Origin of the sequence: Altererythrobacter sp. C41, from assembly GCF_016803135.1 — a bacterium.
Classification (GTDB): domain Bacteria; phylum Pseudomonadota; class Alphaproteobacteria; order Sphingomonadales; family Sphingomonadaceae; genus Pelagerythrobacter.
In genome coordinates this window covers 200656-220757 of record NZ_JAEVFE010000004.1, presented here as the reverse complement: position 1 = coordinate 220757, position 20102 = coordinate 200656, and the positions used below count along the sequence as shown (strand labels likewise).

Below are 20102 nucleotides of genomic sequence, written 5' to 3'. Positions count from 1 at the left end.
ATGGATCTGCTGTCCCCCTTCACCGATCCTGCCACGGTCGCGCACTACGCGCAGAGCACGCCGCGGAAGGTGCCCGGCTTCGCGGACCTCCAGCGCATGGCGATGCTGCTGCTCGCGGAGCATGCGCCCGGCCCGGCGGACATCCTCGTGCTCGGCGCGGGCGGCGGGATGGAGCTCAAGGCCTTCGCCGAGGCGCAGCCGCGGTGGCATCTGGTGGGCGTCGACCCTGCGGCGGCCATGCTCGATCTCGCCCGCGACGTTCTCGGCGCGCGCATGGCGCAGGTTCGGCTGGTGCAGGGCCTGATCGACGATGCTCCGCCCGGCCCGTTCGACGGCGCGACCTGCCTGCTCACCCTCCACTTCCTGCCCAGGGCGGAACGGCTGCGCACGCTGCAGGAACTACGGCGGCGCATGGCGCCCGGCGCGCCGCTCGTGGTCGCGCACCACAGCGCGCCGCAAGGGGGCGACGCCCAGACTTGGCTGACGCGATCCATTGCCTTCGCGAACCGCGAGACTAGCGACTTCTCGCAAGCCTCCGCGACCGCCGCCGCCATGGCCCAGCACCTGCCCGTCCTGCGGGCCGAGGAAGACGAAGCTTTGCTCGCCGAAGCGGGCTTTTCCGACATCGCCCTGTTTTACGCCGGCTTTTCGTTTCGCGGCTGGGTCGCTGCCGCATGACGGTCATCCGCTGGACTCTCGGTTGCGACGGTATTACATACCGATCGATATGGAACAGGTGGTTCAGAGAGGGCGTCCCCGCGAATTCGACACGGACGAGGCGCTTGCCAGCGCTCTGCGCGTCTTCTGGGCGAAGGGGTACGACGGTGCCTCGCTTACCGATCTGACCGAGGCGATGGGTATTACCCGGCCCAGCCTCTACGCCGCGTTCGGCAACAAGGAAGCGCTCTTCAAGCGCGCCCTCGATCTCTACCAGGAAGAAAAGCTCGCTTATGTCGAGAGCGCGCTGGAGGCGCCCACCGCCCGCGGCGTGGCGGAGCGCATGCTCACCGGCACGATCGACAACATCACCAGCGAATGCCGCGGCTGCCTGGGCGTGATCGCGACGGTCAGCTGCAGCAACCAGGATTCGCCCATCCGCGACGACGTGCAGGCGCGCGTTCAGTCTGCCCGCTGCGCGATCGACGAGCGCATGCAACGCGCGATCGACGAGGGGGATTTCACCATTCCCGTCGAGGCGGAAGCGATGACGCGCTACCTTCTTGCCCTGCTGCAGGGCATCTCCGTTCAGGCTGGCTCTGGCGCGAGTCGGGACGAACTGGAACGCGTCGCAGAGGCTGCTTTGACCATCTGGCCCGGGCGCTAAACGCCTGAAAATGCTGCGCTGCAGAAAAAAGTATCGGTCGGTACAGAACTAGCCCTTGACCTGAACGCCAGATTACATACTTATCAGTATAGAACGTTGCGGAGCGGTTCTGCCGGGGGGGGCTTTTCGTGTCTCCGCGCGGCTGGTTCGCAGCGTCTTTGCCCGACATCCACGCCCGGCCTTCCGGGCCTCTGATTGCTCGAACAGTTTTACTCCTCCGGGTGCCTCGCTCCCCGGAACGACTGCGTGCGCCCATCGAACAGGGACGGCAGGCGTGCAGAATTGAGGACCGCCAGATGAATGACCTGACGCCCATCGAGATGACGCAACTGGAAGATGCCGAGGACGCGGACCTCGGCTCGCGGTCACAATCGCGCCGGCGGCTGATGTGGATCGTTCCGCTCGTCGTCGCCGTCGCGCTCGCGTGGTACCTGCTGCGGGGCGATAGCGCCCCCGCGGCGGTCCCGCCTCCGCCGGTCGTGACGGTTGCCACTCCGCTGCAACAGGAAGTGACCGAGTGGGACGACTACATCGGCCGCTTCGAGGCAAGCCGCAGCGTCGAGCTGCGCCCGCGCGTGTCCGGCGAGATCACCGCCGTGCATTTCCGCGACGGACAGATCGTGCGCAAGGGGCAGCCGCTGTTCACGATCGATCCGCGGCCCTACCGCGCGGCCCTGGCCGAAGCGCAGGCCGGCGTCGCCACCGCGCGCAGCGATCTCGCGCTCGCCACGACCGAACTCGAGCGAGCGCGGCGCCTGATCGACGACAATGCCGTCGCCCAAAGCGAGATCGACGCTCTGGAGGCCCGCGCGACGGCCTCGCGCGCCGCACTGGCGGCCGCCCAGGCGCGGGTGCGTTCGCGCAGCCTCGATGTCGAGTTCACCACCGTCCGCGCGCCGATCACGGGGCGCATTTCCGACCGGCGCGTCGATCCCGGCAACCTCGTCGCCGCGAGTGACGGGCCCTCCGCCACGCTGCTGACGACGATCAACGCGACCGACCCGCTCTATTTCGCTTTCAACGGATCCGAAGGCCTGTTCCTCGAGGCGCGCCGCGAAGGGCGCGAGCGTGGGGCACAGGTCGACATTCGGCTGCAGGACGAAGCCGAATACGCCTGGCACGGAACGCTCGATTTCACCGACAACGGGCTCGACCCCGACTCCGGTACGATCCGCGCACGCGCCGTGGTGCGCAACCCCGACAACTTCCTCGCACCCGGGATGTTCGGCAACATGCGCATGGCGAGCGGCGGCACGGTCCAGGCCTTGCTGGTGCCCGACACCGCGATCCAGACCGACCAGACGCGCAAGCTGGTGCTGGTCGTCGGGAAGGACGGCACCGTTGCGGCCAAGGAAGTCGAACTCGGCCCGGTAATCGACGGCCTGCGCGTCGTCCGCGGCGGGCTGGCACCGAGCGACCGGGTCGTCATCAAGGGCACACAGATGGCCTTCCCCGGCGCCAAGGTGACCGCACGGCGCGGTCGGATCGACCAACCCGCGGCCGCCAAGCCGGACGCCGCCGTTGCCGGAGCACCTCCCGGCGAGGCGACCATCGCCGGCTGACGGCTCTCACCTCTTCCTGACCTGACCGATTCCACCAGGAGCCCGAAATGCGCCTGTCCCGTTTCTTCATCGACCGGCCGATCTTCGCCGGGGTGATCGCCGTCATCATCACGCTGATCGGTGCGATCTCGTACTTCTTCCTGCCGGTCTCCCAATATCCGGAGGTCGTGCCGCCCACCGTCACGGTGATGGCAACCTACCCCGGCGCCTCGGCCGAAACAGTGGCGGAGACCGTCGCCAACCCGATCGAGCAGGAGATCAATGGGGTCGACGGCATGCTCTACCTCTCGAGCCAGTCGACCGGCGACGGGCGGGTGACGATCACCGTCACCTTCGAGCAGGGCACCGACCTCGACGAGGCGCAGGTGCTGGTGCAGAACCGCGTCGCCATCGCGGAACCGCGCCTGCCGGAGGAAGTGCAGCGCCTCGGCATCGTCACCCGCAAGACGACGCCGGACTTCCTGCTGATCGTCAACCTGATCTCGCCCGACGGATCGCTCAGCCGCGAATACATGTCCAACTACGCGCAGACCCGGATCAAGGACCGGCTCGCGCGGATCGAGGGCGTGGGCGACGTGCAGCTCTTCGGCAGCCGCGAACTGGCCATGCGGATCTGGATCGATCCCGGCCGCGCGGCGGCGCTCAATCTGACCGCCGGCGACATCGTCTCCGCCCTGCGCGCGCAGAACGTGCAGGTCGCGGCGGGTATCCTCGGTCAGCAGCCGAGCCCCGAGAGCGCCTTCCAGCTCAACGTCGAGACACAGGGACGCTTCACCGATCCCGCACAGTTCGGGAACGTGGTGATCCGCACCGATGCCGATGGGCGGCAGGTGCGCGTGAACGACGTCGCACGGGTGGAAATCGGCGCTCAGGACTACAGCACCTCGGCCTTCCTGAACGACAGCGAGTCGGTGATCATCCCGGTGCTGCAGGAGCCCGGCTCCAACGCCCTCGCCTCGGCCGAAGTGGTCAAGGCCACGATGGACGAGCTTGCCGCCGACTTCCCCGCCGGCCTCGAATACCGCATCGTCTACAACCCGACCGAGTTCATCCAGCAGTCGGTCGACGCGGTGGTCGACACGCTGCTCGAAGCGGTCGTGCTGGTCGTGCTGGTGATCGTCGTATTCCTCCAGAAATGGCGCGCCTCGCTGATCCCGGTGCTGGCGATCCCGGTCTCGCTGATCGGCACGTTCGCGGTGCTGGCGGCGCTCGGCTACTCGCTCAACAACCTGTCGCTCTTCGGGCTCGTGCTGGCGATCGGCATCGTGGTCGACGACGCGATCGTGGTGGTCGAGAACGTCGAGCGCAATCTGGAGGCGGGCATGTCCCCGCTGCAGGCCGCGCGCACCTCGATGGACGAAGTCGGGGCGGCGCTGGTCGCGATCGTGCTGGTGCTTTGCGCCGTGTTCGTGCCGACGCTGTTCATCGGCGGCCTGTCGGGCGCGTTCTACCAGCAGTTCGCGGTGACGATCTCGGCGGCGACGGTGATCTCGCTCATCGTCTCGCTGACGCTTTCGCCCGCGCTCTCCGCCCTGCTGCTTCGGCCGCATCAGCACGCCCCCGAGGGTGCCCGCTGGCGGCGGATGGTCGAGCGGGCCGGCGAGGCCTTCAACCGCGCCTTCGACCGCTTCAGCGAAAGCTACGGCCGGTGGACGGCGCGGATGGTCGCCATGCCGCGGCGCATGATGGCCGCCTATGCCGGGCTGATCGCGCTGACCGGGGCCGCGCTGTGGATGACACCGACCGGCTTCGTTCCGCAGCAGGACCAGGCCTATTTCCTGACCGTCGTGCAGTTGCCCGCGGGCTCGGCGACTTCGCGCACCGAGGCGGTGATGAAGAAAGTCGCCGACCGCGTGCTGCCGATCGACGGGATCGACGGCGTGGTCATGCTCTCCGGCTTCGACGGTACGTCCGAAACGCAGTCCGCGAGTTCCGCCGCCGCCTACTGGGTGCTCGACGACTTCGACGAGCGCGCGGACAAGGGGCAGACTGTCGACGCGCTGATCGCCGAGGCGCAGAAGGCGACCGCCGACATCAACGAGGCGCGCCTGATGATCGTCAAGCCGCCCGTCATCCGCGGCATCGGTTCGGCCGGCGGCTTCCGCATGATGGTGCAGGACAAGAACGGCCAGGGCTACCGCGAGCTGGAGAAGATCGCGCAGGCGGTCATCGCACAGGCGAACCAGCAGGAGGGGCTGGCCGGTGTCTACACCTTCTTCGACACCGGCACGCCGCGCGTGCGCGCCGATATCGACCGCGACAAGGCGCAGATCCTCGGCGTTTCGCCGTCGAGCATCTTCAACACGCTGCAGGTCTATCTCGGCTCGGCCTTCATCAACGACTTCAACCTGCTCGGCCGGACCTATCGGGTGACCGCGCAGGCCGACGCGCCGTTCCGCGACAACCCGGCCGATATCGCCAACCTGCACATGCGCTCCGCCAATGGCGCGATGGTCCCGCTGGGATCGGTCGCGACGCTGAGCGACACGACCGGGCCCTACCGGGTAACCCGCTACAATCTCGCCCCGGCGGTCGCCGTCGACGGCGACACGGCGCCCGGCTTCTCCACCGGCCAGTCGCTGGAGACGATGGAAGCGGTGGCCGCCGAAGCGCTGTCGCGAGGCTACGACTTCGAATGGACGGGCATCGCCTACCAGCAGAAGTTTGCCGGCAACACCGCCGCGCTGGTCTTCGCGCTCGCCGTGCTGCTCGTCTTCCTCGTGCTCGCGGCGCAGTACGAAAGCCTGGTCATGCCGCTCTCGATCATCCTGATCGTGCCGATGTGCCTGCTCGCCGCGATGATCGGGGTGAATCTGCGCGGGATGGACAACAACGTGCTGACGCAGATCGGCCTCGTCGTGCTGATCGCGCTGGCGGCGAAGAATGCGATCCTGATCGTAGAGTTCGCCCGTCAGGGCGAGGAGCAGCACGGGCTCTCGCCGGCTCAGGCCGCTGTCGAGGCGGCCAAGACCCGCTTGCGCCCGATCCTGATGACCAGCTTCGCCTTCATCCTCGGCTCGGTGCCGCTGGTGATCGCGACCGGGGCCGGCGCCGAGCTGCGGCAGGCGCTGGGAACGGCAGTGTGCTTCGGCATGCTGGGCGTGACCGGCTTCGGCCTGATCTTCACCCCGACCTTCTACGTCGTCTGCCGCGCCCTGGGCGATCGCATCGCCCGCCTGCGCGGCGGCCGCAGCAGCGGCGATTACGCCCTGCAGCCTGCCGAATAGGTGCCCTGATGAAGTTCCGTTCCCTCGCTCTCTCGACCCTTTCCGCGCTCGCCCTTTCGGGGTGCGCGGTGGGGCCGGACTACGCCCCTGCTCCCCCCCGCCCCGCGTCGTCCGGCCCCTTCCTTTCCGCCGGAGATCCGGCCTTCGCGCCGGCACCGCTGCCCGCCGACTGGTGGCGTCTCTACGACGATCCCGTGCTCGACTCGCTGGTACAGGATGCGCTGAGGGCAAACACCGACGTCCGCCAGGCGCTGGCCCGCATCGAGCGGGCACGCGCGGGCCTGCGCGGTGCGCGCGGCGACCGCCTGCCGCAGAGCGCGATCGGCGCCGGCGCGACTTACGGCCAGGTGCCGGAGGGCCAGGTGCCTCCCGGCGCGGACCGGGAGGACTGGTCCTACGACGCGGGGATCGACGTTTCGTACGAAATCGATCTGTTCGGCCGGGTGAGCCGCGGGGTCGAGGCGGCGCAGGCGGACCTCGCGGCGAGCGAGGCCGATGCGGACGCAGTGCGGGTCATGGTCGTCGCCGACACCACCCGCGCCTATGCGGACGCGGCCTCGGGCGCCGAGAGACTCCGCGTCGCGCGCGAGATCGTCGAGCTGCTCGACCAGTCGCTCATGCTGACCCGCAAGCGTTATGACGCCGGGCTCGAAAGCGGCCTTGCTGTGGCCCGCATCCAGACGCTGCGCGATCAGCGTGCGGCGGAGATCCCGTTACTCGAGGCCGCCCGCGCCGCTGCCTTGTTCCGCCTCGCCACCCTGACCGGGCGCGCGCCGGCCGAATTGCCGCCGATCGCCGGGGAACGCAGTATCGTGCTCGAAATCGAGCAGCCGCTGCCGGTCGGCGACGGGGTCCTGCTCTTCGCCCGGCGGCCCGACGTGCGCGCGGCCGAGCGACGCCTCGCCGCATCGACCGCGCGGATCGGGGTCGCCACGGCCGATCTCTATCCGCGGATCACCTTCGGCGCCTCGGCCGCATCGACCGGGCCCGACATCGGCGATATCTTCACCGGCGGTCCGCTGCGCTGGCTGCTCGGCCCTGTGCTGAGCTGGACGTTCCCCAACCAGGAACCGGTGCGCGCGCGGATCGACGCGGCCGAAGCCGATGCTAAGGGTGCGCTGGCGGCCTTCGACGGCGCCGTCCTCACCGCTCTGGAGGAAACCGAAACGGCGCTGTCCAACTATGCCCGCGCGATCGAGCGCCGCCGTGCGCTGCAATCGGCCAGCGAAGCGGCCGAAAGCGCATTCCGCATCGTCCGCGCGCAGCAGAACGAAGGGCAGATCAACTCGCTCGACCGGCTCGATGCCGAACGCACCCTGGCTGAGACCCGGGCCCAGCTCGCGGCACAGGACGCCGAAGTATCGCGCGCGCAGATCGACGTGTTTCGCACTCTGGGCGGCGGATGGTCCGGCGGTTGAGACGGTAGTCCTCACGAGGGAGACGCCGCTTGCGCATGCCTTGAGCGAAGGATGTCAGGCCCACCCCGCTGCGACTAGCCTCGCCTGCGGCTCGGCAAGTCTCGCTCCCCTCCCGCTTGCGGGAGGGGCTGGGGGTGGGTGACGCGCCCTCGCAGGCGATAACCACCAAACTTTTTTCGCCCCGATGTCACATCTGGCGGGGGCCATCTCGTCTTGGTTGCGGAACCCACAAGGAGAACCGACCATGACTGCCAAGATGGACCTTTTCGCCGCCGCTCCCGCACTGATGAAGGACTGGCTCGATACCTCGACCCGCATCGCGGGCAGCCTCGAGCCGACGCTGATCGAGCTGGTGAAGATCCGCGCATCGCAGATCAACGGCTGCGCCAACTGCATCAACATGCACACCGCCGAGGCACGCGCCAAGGGCGAGACCGAACAGCGCATCTATCTGCTCTCGGCCTGGCGGGAGGCACCGTGCTATACCGACCGCGAGCGGGCCGCCCTCGCGTGGACCGATGCATTGACGCGGCTGTCCGAAGGGCACAACCATCACGACGCCCTTGAAACCCTGCAGGCACAGTTCACGCAAGAGGAGCAGGTGAAGCTCACCCTGATGATCAACGTAATCAACGGCTGGAACCGGCTCGCGGTCGGCTTCGGGCTTTGGTACGAGCCCGCCGCGAAGGCGGCGGCGTGAGCGGCACGGCAGATGCCGACGAGGCCGCGGCGGGTTTCGACCCGCTGCGGCCGATGCTGCTCCGTCTCGGCTATCGCATGCTCGGCTCGGTCGCGGATGCAGAGGATGTCGTGCAGGAAGCCTTCATCCGCTGGATGCGCTCCGACCGAGCGGAAGTGCGGGAGCCTGAGGCTTTCCTGCGCAGGACCGTGACGCGGCTGTGCCTCGACCAGCTCAAGTCTGCGCGGCACCGCAGGGAGACCTACGTCGGCCCCTGGCTGCCCGAACCCATTGTGGAGGAAGAGGACGAGGAAGACGTCACCCTGCCCCTGATGCTGGCGCTCGAACGGCTTTCGCCGCTGGAGCGCGCGGCGTTCCTGCTGCACGACGTGTTCGGCCTGTCCTTCGACGAAGTGGCGACCACCGTGGGACGCGATACCGCCGCGTGCCGGCAGCTCGCCTCGCGGGCCCGCGCGCACGTCCGCGATGCGCGGCCGCGCTACAAGCTGGAGAAGAAGCGCGGGCTGGAGCTGGCCGAAGCGTTCTATGCCGCCTCGCGGAGCGGCGACATGAGCGCGCTCGGCGCTTTGCTGGCCGCCGATGTCAGCTTGCACGCCGACGGCGGCGGAAAGCGCCCGGCGGCGCCACAGCCGATCATCGGGTTCGATCACGTCATGAAGGTGCACAAGGCGCTGGCCGCCCTGTTCGTCAAACGCGGATCGACGCTGGTGCAGACCGGCTTCATCAGCGGGCTGCCCGGCTTCGTCACGCGCGAATCCGACGGCGAGCTGCAGACGACCGCGTTCGAGATAGAGGGCGACCGGATCGTCGCGATCTACATCATGCGCAACCCGGACAAGCTGAAGCATCTCCACTAGGCTGATCTCTGTGACCGGAATTTCCGCTCATTCGGCGCTTGACCTAAACCTTACTTGAAGTTTCATAAGCACGTCCTCTACACGTTTGAAGGAGGAACACGATGCATCATCCGCTACGGCTCGGCCTTGTCTACGGAAGCGCAAGGCCGGGCCGCTTCTGCGACACCATCGCCGCCTGGATCACGGAACGCGTGGACGCCGACGGCGGGTTCGAACTCGACCCGATCGATCCCCAGGCTGCCGACAATCCTGCGCTGGTGGAGAGGATCGGGCGCGCCGATGCGTTCATCGTCGCCACGCCCGAGTACAATCACAGCTACACCGGTCCGCTCAAGGAACTGATCGACGCCGCCCGCGGCGAATGGGAGGCGAAGCCGGTGGCGTTCGTCTCCTACGGCGGCCTCTCCGGCGGCCTGCGCGCGGTCGAGCATCTGCGCGGCGTCTTCGCGGAGCTGCACGCGGTCGGCATCAGGGACACGGTGAGCTTCGCGAGCGCGTGGGAGCAGTTCGATGCCGAAGGCCGGCTGCGACATCCGGAGAGAGCCGAAGCGTCGATGCGCCTTATGCTCCGCCGGCTGGTCTGGTGGAGCCTCGCGTTGCAGGAAGCCCGCGCGGCGCGGCCCTATGGAGAGGCAGCATGAGCGTGGTCACACATTCCGAATCCACTTCACCCGCCGTGGACCTTCGGGCCTATTGCGCCCGGATCGGCTATTCGGGGCCGCTCACGCCCACGCTGGAAACGCTTGCGGCTCTGCAGGAGCTCCACCCCGCTGCGATCCCGTTCGAAGCAATCGACGTGCTGCTGGACCGCGGCGTCGACCTCGCCCCGGCCGCGGTCGACGCCAAGCTGCTCGGCGCGCGGCGCGGTGGATACTGCTATGAGCACAATGGGCTGTTCAAGCGCGTGCTGGAGGCGATCGGGTTCGAAGTCGAGGGCCTGATCGCGCGGGTCAACTGGATGGCGCCGCCCGACGCGCCGCTGCGCCCGCCGTCGCACATGACTCTCCGCGTCACGATCGACGGCGAGGCGTGGATGGTCGATGTGGGTTTCGGAAGCTGCATTCCAACGGCGCCGCTGCGTCTCGACAGCACGGAGCCGCAGCAGACCGGGCATGAGGCCTTTCGTTTTGTGCCCGTCGCGGGCGAATTGCAGCTCGAGGCGCTGATCGAGGACGAGTGGCGGACGAGCTACCGGATCACCGGCGCGCCGCAGCTGGACGTCGATTACGAGCTTCCCAACTGGTACACGGCGACCCATCCCAGCTCGCATTTCCGCCACCGGCTGATCGTCACCCGCACCACTCCGGAGGCGCGCCATGTGCTCGCCGGGCGGCGGCTGACAGTGCGCGCGCCGGACGGCATGATCGAACGCCGCATGCTCACCGCCGACGAGATCGAGCGGGAACTGGCCGAGCGCTTCACCCTGCCGGTCGCGCCGGAATGGCGGCCGGTGATCGAACGTGCAGCGGCGACGGAGGACTAGGGGTCACTCGCCCGCGTGTACGCGGACCCAGTCCACCTCCATCGTGATCTCACCCGCCTTGATCCGCTCGACCGTCTCGGCCGGCAGGCCGTTGTACGGTTCGTCGATCCCGTTGGTCTTGAACGGGTAGGCGCCGCCGAGCGCGAAGTTGAGGATCACGAACTTGGGCGTATCGAAGACCCATTTGCCATAGTGCTCCACCATCGGCCGGGTGGCACGGTAGATGGTGCGGTCGTCGACGGTGAACACGATCTCGCTGTCGGACCATTCGACCGCGTAGACGTGCCACTGGGTGACGTCCGCACCATCTTCGAAGAAGTACTTGTTCACCAGCGGGGTCTCGCCCGAGTAGCCGGGGCCGTGCAGCGCGACGCCGACCCAGTCCTTCTCGCCCACGTATTCGAGGATGTCTATTTCGCCGCTGTCCGGCCAGTTGCCGTTGCCGAGGAGCCAGAACGCCGGCCACACCCCGGTCGCGTCGGGCATCCGGATGCGGGCGGCCGCGCGGCCGTGGGTGAAGTCGAACTTGCCGCGGGTATTGATGCGGCCCGAGACGAAGTCCGCCACGCGCCCGCTCGGCGTCTCGAAGCCTTCGCTGAAGCGGGGCTGCAGCACGAGCACGCCGTCTTCCGCGCCGGGCACCGCGCCCGCGGGGAGGAAACGGATCGTCTCCGGCGAGTCGACATAGACCTGCTGCTCGTTGTTCACCCAGAATTCGGGGCCGACGACGTTCCACTTGCTGCGGTCGAGCGATCCGGAGTTGAAATCGTCCGAGAAGATCAGCGCGCCCCGATCCTGCGCTTCCGCGCCCGACCAGCGCGTGCAGTCGGCATCGCCCTTCCCCTCTTCCAGTCGCGCTTCGAGCAGCGTCAGCGCCAGGCCGCGATCGCCGTCGATCCGGACGACGTTGCCGACCGCCTCCAGCGCCTCGCCCTCCGCGAACAGGCAGCGCAGCGGTACGCGCAGCGTGGATACCTCGCCGCGCGGCGCCGTCTCGAGCCAGGAGGCCAGCGGGACCGACTGACCGTGCATCGCCAGCCGCGCATCGCCGCTGCCCGGGTCGTCCACCCGCAGCTCGATCCGCAGGACGTCGCCCACCTCATGCTGCGCCGAGAGATTGGCCGGCGGCCCTTCGATCAGGACCTGGCCCGCACCGCTCCAGGTGAAGGCCTTGCCGTCTTCTTGCGCGGTCACGTCGACCGCGCGAACGGCGACGGCGCCGCCCGGGCTGGCTGCCGCGGCCGGCCCGACCGGGCGCTTGCCGCCCGCATCGGCCACCGCCAGCACCCAGGGGTCCTGCGCGCGGCCGTCGGCGAAGAAGGTCTCCAGATTGAGCGCCTCCGCCAGATCGATGCCGAGGTCTTCGGGCAGCGCCGGAACGGTTTGCGCCGACGCATAAGTCAGGCCGTAGCCGCGCTCGAACAGCGGCTCCGTGACCGGAGAACGCGCATCGGCGGGCCAGGCAAACGGCAGCGTGCCGGTGAAGTCCCGCACCGGCTCGCCCGAGCGGCGCGCCACGAGAACGTCGGCAATGCCGTTCGCCTGCGTGCCCGGCAGCCAGGCCGCGACGAAGGCATCGGACGCGTTGATCTCCGGGCTGGTGAACATCGGGCGGCCCGAGAGGAATACCGAGACCACGGGAATGCCCTGCCCCTTCAGGCGCCGGAGCAGCGCGAGGTCTTCGGCCCCGACGGGCTGGTAGTCGAGCGTGGGAACGTCGCCCTGCATCTCGGCATAGGGAGTCTCCCCGAACACGACCACGGCGACATCGGGGCGGCTCTCGAACGATCCGTCTGCGGACAGCGTGGCCGTGCCACCGGCATCGTCTATCGCGCTCGACAGCGCCTGCCAGATCGTCTGGCCGTTAGGGAAGTCGGCCTTGGTCACGTCCGTGCCCTGCCAACTGATGGTCCAGCCCCCGTTCTGCATCGCCATGTCGTCGGCGCCGGGACCCGCCACCAGCACCTTCGCGCCGGGGCTGATCGGCAGGACCGAGCCGTTGTTCTTGAGCAGGACGAGCGACTTGGCGACCGCCTCCCGCGCCAGGGCGAGATGGTCGGCCGAGCCGATCGCCGAATAGTCCGCCCGCTCGCGCAGCGGGTCATCGAGCAGGTCCAGCTTCGCCTTGACCCGCAGGATGCGGCGCACCGCATCGTCTATGCGCGCCATCGGGATCGTGCCGTCGCGCGCCTGGGCGAGCGTACTAGTGTAAAGCGCTTTCCAGCTATCGGGCGCCATGAACATGTCGAGCCCCGCGTTGATAGCCGCGGCACACGAAGTGACCGTGCAGCCGGCAACCTGCCCGTGACCGTTCCAGTCGCCGACCACGAAGCCGTCGAAGCCCATGCGCTCCTTCAGCACGTCGGTCAGCAAGCTGTGATTGCCGTGATGCTTGACGCCGTTCCAGCTCGAGAAGCTGGCCATGACCGTCAGCACGCCGGCTTCGATCGCCACCGGGTAGCCGGGGGCGTGAAGCCGCACGAGTTCCTCTTCGGAAATCGTCGCGTCGCCCTGGTCGATCCCGTTGTCGGTGCCGCCATCTGCGAAGTAATGCTTTGCGGTAGCGGCGACCCGATCGTCGGCAAGTGGGGCGCCTGCCTTCAACTCGCCCTGCAATCCCTGCACCATCGCCCCGGCATAGGCCGCAACCAGTGCCGGATCGGAAGAGTAACCCTCGTAGGTCCGCCCCCAGCGGGGGTCCTGCGGAACCGCCAGCGTCGGGGCGAAGGTCCATTCGATCCCGCTCGTCGCGATCTCGCGCGCGGTCGCCACGCCGATGCGGCGGATCAGGTCGGCATCGAGCGCCGCGCCGAGCCCGATATTGTGCGGAAAGACGGTCGCGCCGGGAATGTTGTTATGGCCGTGAACCGCGTCGACCCCGAAGATGATCGGGATCGCGACCCCGTTATCCGCATTGGCGAGCGAAGCGGTGCGGAACTCGCGCACGAGCCGGTTCCAGTCCGCGGCGCTCGCGCGTTCGTCGCCGTAGGGCCCGCTGTTGCCGCCCGCGAGGATCGAGCCGATCGGATACTCGGCCAGATCGGCCGGCTGGATCGCGCTGATGTCCGCCTGGATGAGCTGGCCGACTTTCTGCTCCAGCGTCATCCGCGCGAGCAAGCCTTCGATCCGCTTCTCGGTTGCAGGATCGGTCAGTGCATCGGGCGAGGAAGCGGCCGGCCACAGCCGCGGATCGGCCTGGGCCTGCGACGCCGGGGCCGACGCTGCGTCCTGCGCCATGGCGCCCGCACAGGCCGTGACCAGCAAGCCCAATGTCGCCATTCCGATGCGCCAGTTCATCCCGATCCTCTCCCGATGCGAATGATTTTCTCGAAGTTGGCGTGCGTCAGACCGGCGGCGGAGCAGTCGAACTCCGTTCGATCAGCGCGCCCGATACGGTCACGACATCATCCGGCCGCTCGCCTGTTTTCACCGCTTCGATCAGCAGTTCCACGGCACGCGCCACCGTCGCGGCGATCGGCTGGTCCACGGCGGTCAGCGCCGGCCGCGAGAAGCGGACGATCGGCGTGTTGTCGAAGCTGACGAGCGACAGGTCGCGCGGCACGCTCAAGCCGGCCTTGCTCGCCGCCTCGAGCGAGGCGAGCGTCATCTGATCGCTGCTCGCCACGATGGCGGTGGGCCGTTCGCCCCGCGTCAGCAGCGTGTTCGCGGCAGCGAGGCCTGAATCATAAGTGAAGTCGCCGCGGGCGAGCAGCCCCTCGGTCACCAGTCCGGCGGCCTCCATCGCCTCGCGCCAGCCCGCGATACGCCACTCGCTCAGCGAATACTCTGCCGAGCCCGCGATGAAGCCGATCGCGCGGTGTCCGAGCGCGATCAGGTGCTCGGTCGCCACGCGCGCTGAACCCTCGTCGTCCATCGTCAAGGGGATGCCGGCGCCTGGCGCTTTCGAGCCGATCCGCGCAAAGGGAATGTTGTGCTCGTTCAGCAGCTTGACGATCAGCGGATTGTCAGAGTGCGGCGGGGTCAGCACGACACCGTCGGGGCGCAGCGACGCCAGCGTGGCGGCCAGCTCGCGCTCGACGTGATCGTTGTGCGTATCGACGAGCTCGAAGATCAGACGATAACCCAGCTCGGCGCATTTCAGCATTCCGCCCAGCAACATCTGGTCTACCCAGTCGCCGCCCTCGCGGCTGCGCCAGTCGGCGATCGTCCGCTCGCGGTCGTTGATGGCGAGGATCAGGTAGGAACGCTTGCCGCTCATCCGGCGTGCGGCGATCGAGGGGACATAGCCGAGCTTGTCGATCGACGCCTGCACCCGCTCGCGCATCGCAGGGCGGACGTTTGGGCCGTCGTTGAGCACACGGCTGACGGTTTGCAGGGATACCCCCGCATCGGCGGCGACGTGCTTGATGGTCACGGCCTGGCGGCGGCTCATGTCTGGTCCGATCTATCCAAATAACGGGTCAGGGCAAACGGGCTCGCCCCCGAATAACAGCGATACGCATCGCCGGAAGGGCCGGGTCTCATCAGATGACACCCGGCCCCGTGCCGCCGATCCGATCGCATGGTCAGAAGTCGAACCTCGCGACGAATGTGAAGCGCCGGTCGTTCCGGAAAGCCGATCGCGTGACGCGCGTGCCGTCGAAGTCGATCACCTGCGAGGTTCGCGTCACCTCGTCGAGCAGGTTCACGCCCTGCACGCCGAGCTTGATGCGGTCGGTGAGCGCAAAGAAGATCGAGGCATCGAGCTGCCCTGTCGCCTCGCCGTAGATCGGCGAGAACGGGAAGATGACGTCGCGCGGGGTCTGCAGGAATTCCGACCGCCAGTTATAGGCCGCGCGCGCCGACACCGGCCCTCGCTCGTAGAAGACGACGGCGTTGACCGTATGCTTGGAGACGCCAGCCAGGGGCTGCCCCTGCGCGAACGGACTCTGCTCGGCCCCCAGCGTGGGATTGTCGAAGGCGCTGGCGTCGACATAGGTGTAGGTGAGCTGGGACCCCAGCCCGCCTAGTAAGCCAGGCAGGAAGTCGTAACTCTGCTGATAGGCGACTTCGAAGCCCTTCAGCCTCCCCTCGTCGGCGTTGTAGGGGCCGTTGACCAGGACTTCGGTCGTCGCCCCGCTCGGGCTGGTGAAAGTCCTGACCGCGGCACCCTGGTTAACGACGTTGTTGATGTCCTTCATGAACAGCGACAGCGTCAGCGAGCCCACGTCGTCGAAATACCATTCGGCGGAGAGATCGTAGTTCCACGATTCGATCGGCATCAGGAACCGGTTGCCGGTGGATATCTGGAACAGCGGACCCGTCTCCAGCGTGCCCTGGGCGCGCAGGTTGCCCGTGTTGTCGCCGATCACACCGCCGCTGCGGTAGGCCGCGAGATCGGGACGCGAAAGCCCCTTCGAGATCGCACCGCGGAAGAGCAAGCCGCCGCCGACGTCGAGCTTCACATTGAAGCTCGGTAGCCAGTGTTCGTACGATAGATCGGTGTTGTCGCTGATGACCTCGCCGGTGTAGATCGACGCGAATTCGGCCAGGCGCGCATCGGACAAGCTGCAGTAGCCGCCCTGCTGCTGACCCGGCTGGACATTGGCACAGGCTGCGAGGATATCGCTCACTTCCACGACGCCATCACCATCGCCAGGGCTGGCCGCGTTTTCTGGATCGCCATCGTCGAAGATCAAGGGCGTCGGATAGCCGATCGAGCCGACCGTGCGCACTTTCGTTTGAACATAGCGAAGACCGAAGTTGCCATCCAGTATCCAACCCTTTCCGAACACGTCGTCCATGCCGAAATCAACGCGGAAGTATGCGGCGAAGGAATCCTCGTCGACGTTGGAAATCTCGCTCGGCAGGTACGGCGTGCCCGCGACGAGACCGGCGCGGTTGTACATCAGCGGCCGGCCTTCCGGCGTCAGCGTGAACGCGTGGATCGCGGCGATCTGTTCTTCGGTCAGGCCGCTGAGATATTCCTCGACCAGGTTGTCCCCCCCGAAGAAGAACGCCGATCCGTCGCCGATCGGGGTCGGGGCGTTGCCGCGCTGGAAACCGTCGCCGAACGGGTCGTAGACGTTTGCGAAATCGGGGAAGTCGGTGACGTACGCGCCGCCGGGGCCGAACGCTCCGGGCGGATACAGGCAACCTTCGGGGTTGGTCGGGTCGGCCGATGTCCAGCATCCGTTGCGGCCGGTCCAAGCCGCCCCCAAGTTGCTCCAGTTGGAAAAGTTGCCGCTGCGCGTGATGCGGTTGCGGCTGGCCCAGCGCGCGCCGAAGCTCGCACGCTTGAAGAAGCCCTCGCCGATCTCGTAATCCGAATCCAGCCGCATACTGGTGAGATCGCCCTCGTTGCGGACCTGGTTGTCGATGTTGAACCAGTAATAGAGCAGATCCGGATCGGTGAAGTAGCCCGCCGGCGATTCGCCGGTTTGCGGCTTCAGGAACTGGACGATCGGCGTTTCGCCCGAATTGTCGAGGTAGATGTCGGTGAAGGTCTGCAGCGCGGCGATGAATCCATTCTCGTTCCGGTCCGAGCGGATGTGCTGCACCTCGAAGTTGAACGACAGGCGGTCGGTCGGCTCGAGATCGATGTCGATCGAGAAATCCTCGGTCATGGCATCGTCTTCGCGCTGGAACCGCAGCATCTCGGTCGGGATGCCGTCCACCTGGTTCGGCGAAACCTGCGTCAGCGTGATGGTCTGGACCATCCCGTTCGCGAAGGTCGGCGTCGTGCCATCCGCGACGATCGGAAACAACGCGTCGTCATTGACCTGCGCCAGCACCGCGAACTCGTTGAGCGTCGCCTCGGTCTCGGCCCGCAGGTATTCGAGCGTGACCCGCGCGCGGCTGTCGTTGCTTTCCCACTGCGCGACGCCGGAATAGGCGCGCCGGTCGCGCGTCAGGTCGGTGGTGCGCACGCCGGCACCCTTGGGAACGATGACGCTGCCGGCCGGCGGGAAGTTGCTCTCGTCGAAAGCCTCGCCGCCCGAATAGCCGCCGGAGCCGACGGGACGAACGCGAAGGCAACCCGCTTCGAGCGATTCGGCGCGGTAGCAGGGATCGGTCACCTGCGAGGCATCGGTGCGCGTGACGAGTTCCTGCTGCGCATAGCCGAACTGGATGCCGAACCTGCCGATGCCGGTATCGAATGTGTTCGACGCCAGCACGGAAAAGCCCGGCGACCACTCTTCGGCCAGGTCGCCGTAGTTCGCCTCGACCGTGCCCGCGAGCTTGAAGCCCGGGTTGTCGAGCGGCTTGCGGGTGACGAGATTGACCGTCCCGGCGATCCCGCCCTCGATCATGTCGGCGGTCAGGTTCTTGAACACCTCGACCCGGCCGAGCAGCTCCGGTGAAATATCGTTGAAGCTCAGCGCCCGCCCGCCGTTGGCCGAGAAGATGTCCCGTCCGTTCAGCTCCGAGCGCACGTAAGGCAGGCCGCGAATGATGACGCCCGAGCCCTCGACCGAGAAGCGATCGGGGTCGTCGCGCTGCTCGAAGCGCGAGATGTTGACACCTGGGACACGCTGCAGCGCCTCGGCGACGGAACGGTCGGCCAGCGCGCCGATGTCCTCCGCCGTGATCACGTCCACGAACGTGTCCGCCTCGCGCTTGATGTTCTGTGCCGATTCGAGCGAGGCCCGGAAGCCCGAGACGACGATCACGTTCTCCGCATCGTCCACCGCCTGCGGCGTCCCGCCGGGCGTTTCCTCGGCGGGGCTTTCGCCGTTCTCCTGCGCCAGCGCGGGCGCGCCCAGGCCGAGACACAGCGCGAGGCCGGAGACCGTCCCGAGGGCCAGTCGGCGAACGTCGACAGGATTTGCGGAATGCTGGCTGAAGCCCGACAAGATAACCTCCCCTATACGTAGCGGCGGGGTGGCCCCGCTCTTTCACGAATCGTCGTCTACGCGCCGTTGTGATCGTTCTCAAGAAAAAAATGAACGTTCACAATTTTGCCGATCGGAGTTACGCTGGCTGCCAAGACAAAAAGGACGAGGGGGATTTTGGGCATGGCAATCGAGTCGATCGTGATCGTCGGCGGCGGGACCGCGGGGTGGATGGCGGCGGCCACGCTCTCGCGGCTGAAGGCCGGGCGCGACATCGAGATCAAGCTGGTCGAATCCGAACAGATCGGCACCGTCGGCGTCGGCGAATCGACCATCCCTCCCTTCGTCAATTTCAACCAGTTGCTCGAGATCGACGAAGCGGAGCTGCTCGCCGCCACGCAAGGCACCTTCAAGATCGGAATCCAGCTCTCCAACTGGGGCCAGGTGGGCGACCGCTACATCCACCCCTTCGGCGGATACGGCTACGAGATCGACGGCGTTTCCTTCCACCACATCTGGCACCGCCTGCACCAGAACGGCGACCGGCGGCCGATACAGGTGTTCAACCTCGAGACCATGGCCGCCTACTTCGGCAAGTTCGCGCGCACCGAAGACTATGCGCGCGAGGATCTGCCGCCAATCAACTACGCTTACCACATCGATGCCGGCCGCTATGCGGCCCTCCTTCGCCGCTATGCCGAGGCGCGCGGGGTCGTACGGCACGAAGGCAAGGTCGCCGACGTCATGCTGGACGGCGAGAGCGGCTTCGTCACCGCGCTCAAGCTGGAGGACGGCAGCGAGATTTCCGGCGACCTGTTCGTCGACTGCTCAGGCTTTCGCGGCCTGCTGATCGAACAGGCCCTCGGGACAGGCTACGAGGACTGGCGGCACTGGCTTCCGTGCGACCGCGCGGTGGCCCTGCCCTGCAACCGCGACGACGGCAGCGGCCCGCCGCCCTTCACCAAGGCGACTGCGCACTCCGCCGGGTGGCAATGGCAGGTTCCGCTGCAGCACCGCAACGGCAACGGCCATGTCTATTGCAGCGAGTTCATGGCCGACGACGAGGCGCACGGCATCCTCGTCGCTAACATGGTCGGCAAGCCGACCGCGGACCCGAACTTCCTGCGCTTCGTGAGCGGGCGACGGAAGAAGTTCTGGAACCGCAACGTCGTCGCACTGGGCCTCGCCGCGGGATTCATGGAGCCGCTCGAATCCACCTCGATCCATCTTATCCAGACGGGCATCAGCAGGCTCGTGGCAGTGCTGTCGTTCGACGGCGTGTCGCAAGTGCAGGAGGATGCGTACAACCGGCTGACCGGCGTCGAATATGCGCGGGTCCGCGATTTCCTGATCCTGCACTACCACGCGACCGAGCGCGACGATTCCGAGTTCTGGAACCACTGCCGGACGATGGCCGTGCCCGACACGCTGACCGAAAAGATCGCGCTCTTCCGCAAGAACGGCCAGGTCTTCCGCGAAGAAGACGAGCTGTTCAACGAAACGAGCTGGGCCGCGGTCATGATGGGGCAGCGCATTGCCATGGGCGGGCGCAACGTGATGGCCGATGCGTTGCCGATGGACCGGTTGAGCAGCGAGATCGACGGGATCGAGAAATCGATTCGCTACCTCGCCGGCGTCATGCCAGCGCACGGCGACTATCTGAAAAGCTACTGTCCCGCCCCGGGCGCATGATGCCGCCTCTCCCCACAGCGGCGTTGACCGCGGAGGGAAAAGGGTTTCGAACGGGAACTGCGAC

At 67.3% G+C, this 20102-nt stretch carries 13 protein-coding genes; 10 read left to right on the top strand and 3 right to left on the bottom strand.

All coding sequences use genetic code 11. The features are described 5' to 3' along the window. The 9 genes from JNO53_RS09640 (at position 1) to JNO53_RS09600 (ending at position 10571) form a co-directional block, all read left to right on the top strand. Positions 1-678 carry a class I SAM-dependent methyltransferase gene (locus JNO53_RS09640; protein ID WP_203110227.1) on the top strand — a complete coding sequence of 226 codons (678 nt, stop codon included), beginning with the start codon at positions 1-3 and terminating at the stop codon, positions 676-678. A gap of 49 nt (positions 679-727) precedes the next feature. Next, positions 728-1324 (top strand): TetR/AcrR family transcriptional regulator, encoded by a 597-nt coding sequence (locus JNO53_RS09635; RefSeq protein ID WP_203110225.1) that lies wholly within the window; start codon positions 728-730, stop codon positions 1322-1324. A gap of 296 nt (positions 1325-1620) precedes the next feature. Continuing rightward, entirely contained in the window at positions 1621-2886 is a 1266-nt protein-coding gene (locus tag JNO53_RS09630; protein ID WP_203110223.1) for an efflux RND transporter periplasmic adaptor subunit, read from the top strand. 47 nt (positions 2887-2933) lie between these two features. After that, positions 2934-6113: an efflux RND transporter permease subunit gene (locus JNO53_RS09625; protein WP_203110221.1), complete on the top strand. Its 3180-nt coding sequence runs from the start codon at positions 2934-2936 to the stop codon at positions 6111-6113. A gap of 8 nt (positions 6114-6121) precedes the next feature. Further along, complete coding sequence (locus JNO53_RS09620) at positions 6122-7531, top strand: efflux transporter outer membrane subunit (protein ID WP_203110219.1); 1410 nt, start codon at positions 6122-6124, stop codon at positions 7529-7531. A 244-nt stretch (positions 7532-7775) separates the two neighbouring features. Then, positions 7776-8231 (top strand): carboxymuconolactone decarboxylase family protein, encoded by a 456-nt coding sequence (locus JNO53_RS09615; RefSeq protein WP_203110217.1) that lies wholly within the window; start codon positions 7776-7778, stop codon positions 8229-8231. Further along, positions 8228-9088, top strand: coding sequence for a sigma-70 family RNA polymerase sigma factor (locus JNO53_RS09610; RefSeq protein WP_338015335.1), 861 nt, complete (start codon positions 8228-8230; stop codon positions 9086-9088). Before JNO53_RS09615 ends, JNO53_RS09610 begins: the two co-directional genes overlap by 4 nt. 101 nt (positions 9089-9189) lie before the next feature. Continuing rightward, entirely contained in the window at positions 9190-9729 is a 540-nt protein-coding gene (locus JNO53_RS09605) for an NADPH-dependent FMN reductase (RefSeq protein ID WP_203110214.1), read from the top strand. Beyond that, entirely contained in the window at positions 9726-10571 is an 846-nt protein-coding gene (locus JNO53_RS09600; RefSeq protein WP_203110212.1) for an arylamine N-acetyltransferase family protein, read from the top strand. The genes JNO53_RS09605 and JNO53_RS09600 overlap by 4 nt, the downstream gene beginning before the upstream one ends. A 3-nt stretch (positions 10572-10574) precedes the next feature. Here JNO53_RS09600 and JNO53_RS09595 read toward each other — a convergent pair whose 3' ends face one another. From JNO53_RS09595 to JNO53_RS09585, 3 genes are all read right to left on the bottom strand, one after another. After that, entirely contained in the window at positions 10575-13868 is a 3294-nt protein-coding gene (locus JNO53_RS09595; protein ID WP_238401798.1) for a glycoside hydrolase family 3 N-terminal domain-containing protein, read from the bottom strand. A gap of 46 nt (positions 13869-13914) precedes the next feature. Then, positions 13915-14964: a LacI family DNA-binding transcriptional regulator gene (locus JNO53_RS09590; protein ID WP_203110210.1), complete on the bottom strand. Its 1050-nt coding sequence runs from the start codon at positions 14962-14964 to the stop codon at positions 13915-13917. Positions 14965-15097: 133 nt separating this feature from the next. After that, positions 15098-18367, bottom strand: a complete 3270-nt coding sequence (locus JNO53_RS09585; RefSeq protein WP_238401797.1) for a TonB-dependent receptor — start codon at positions 18365-18367, stop codon at positions 15098-15100. 162 nt (positions 18368-18529) lie between these two features. On the opposite strand from JNO53_RS09585, the gene JNO53_RS09580 reads away from it, so the two are divergent. Continuing rightward, positions 18530-20038, top strand: a complete 1509-nt coding sequence (locus JNO53_RS09580; RefSeq protein WP_203110208.1) for a tryptophan halogenase family protein — start codon at positions 18530-18532, stop codon at positions 20036-20038. The last annotated feature ends 64 nt before the right edge of the window (positions 20039-20102 follow it).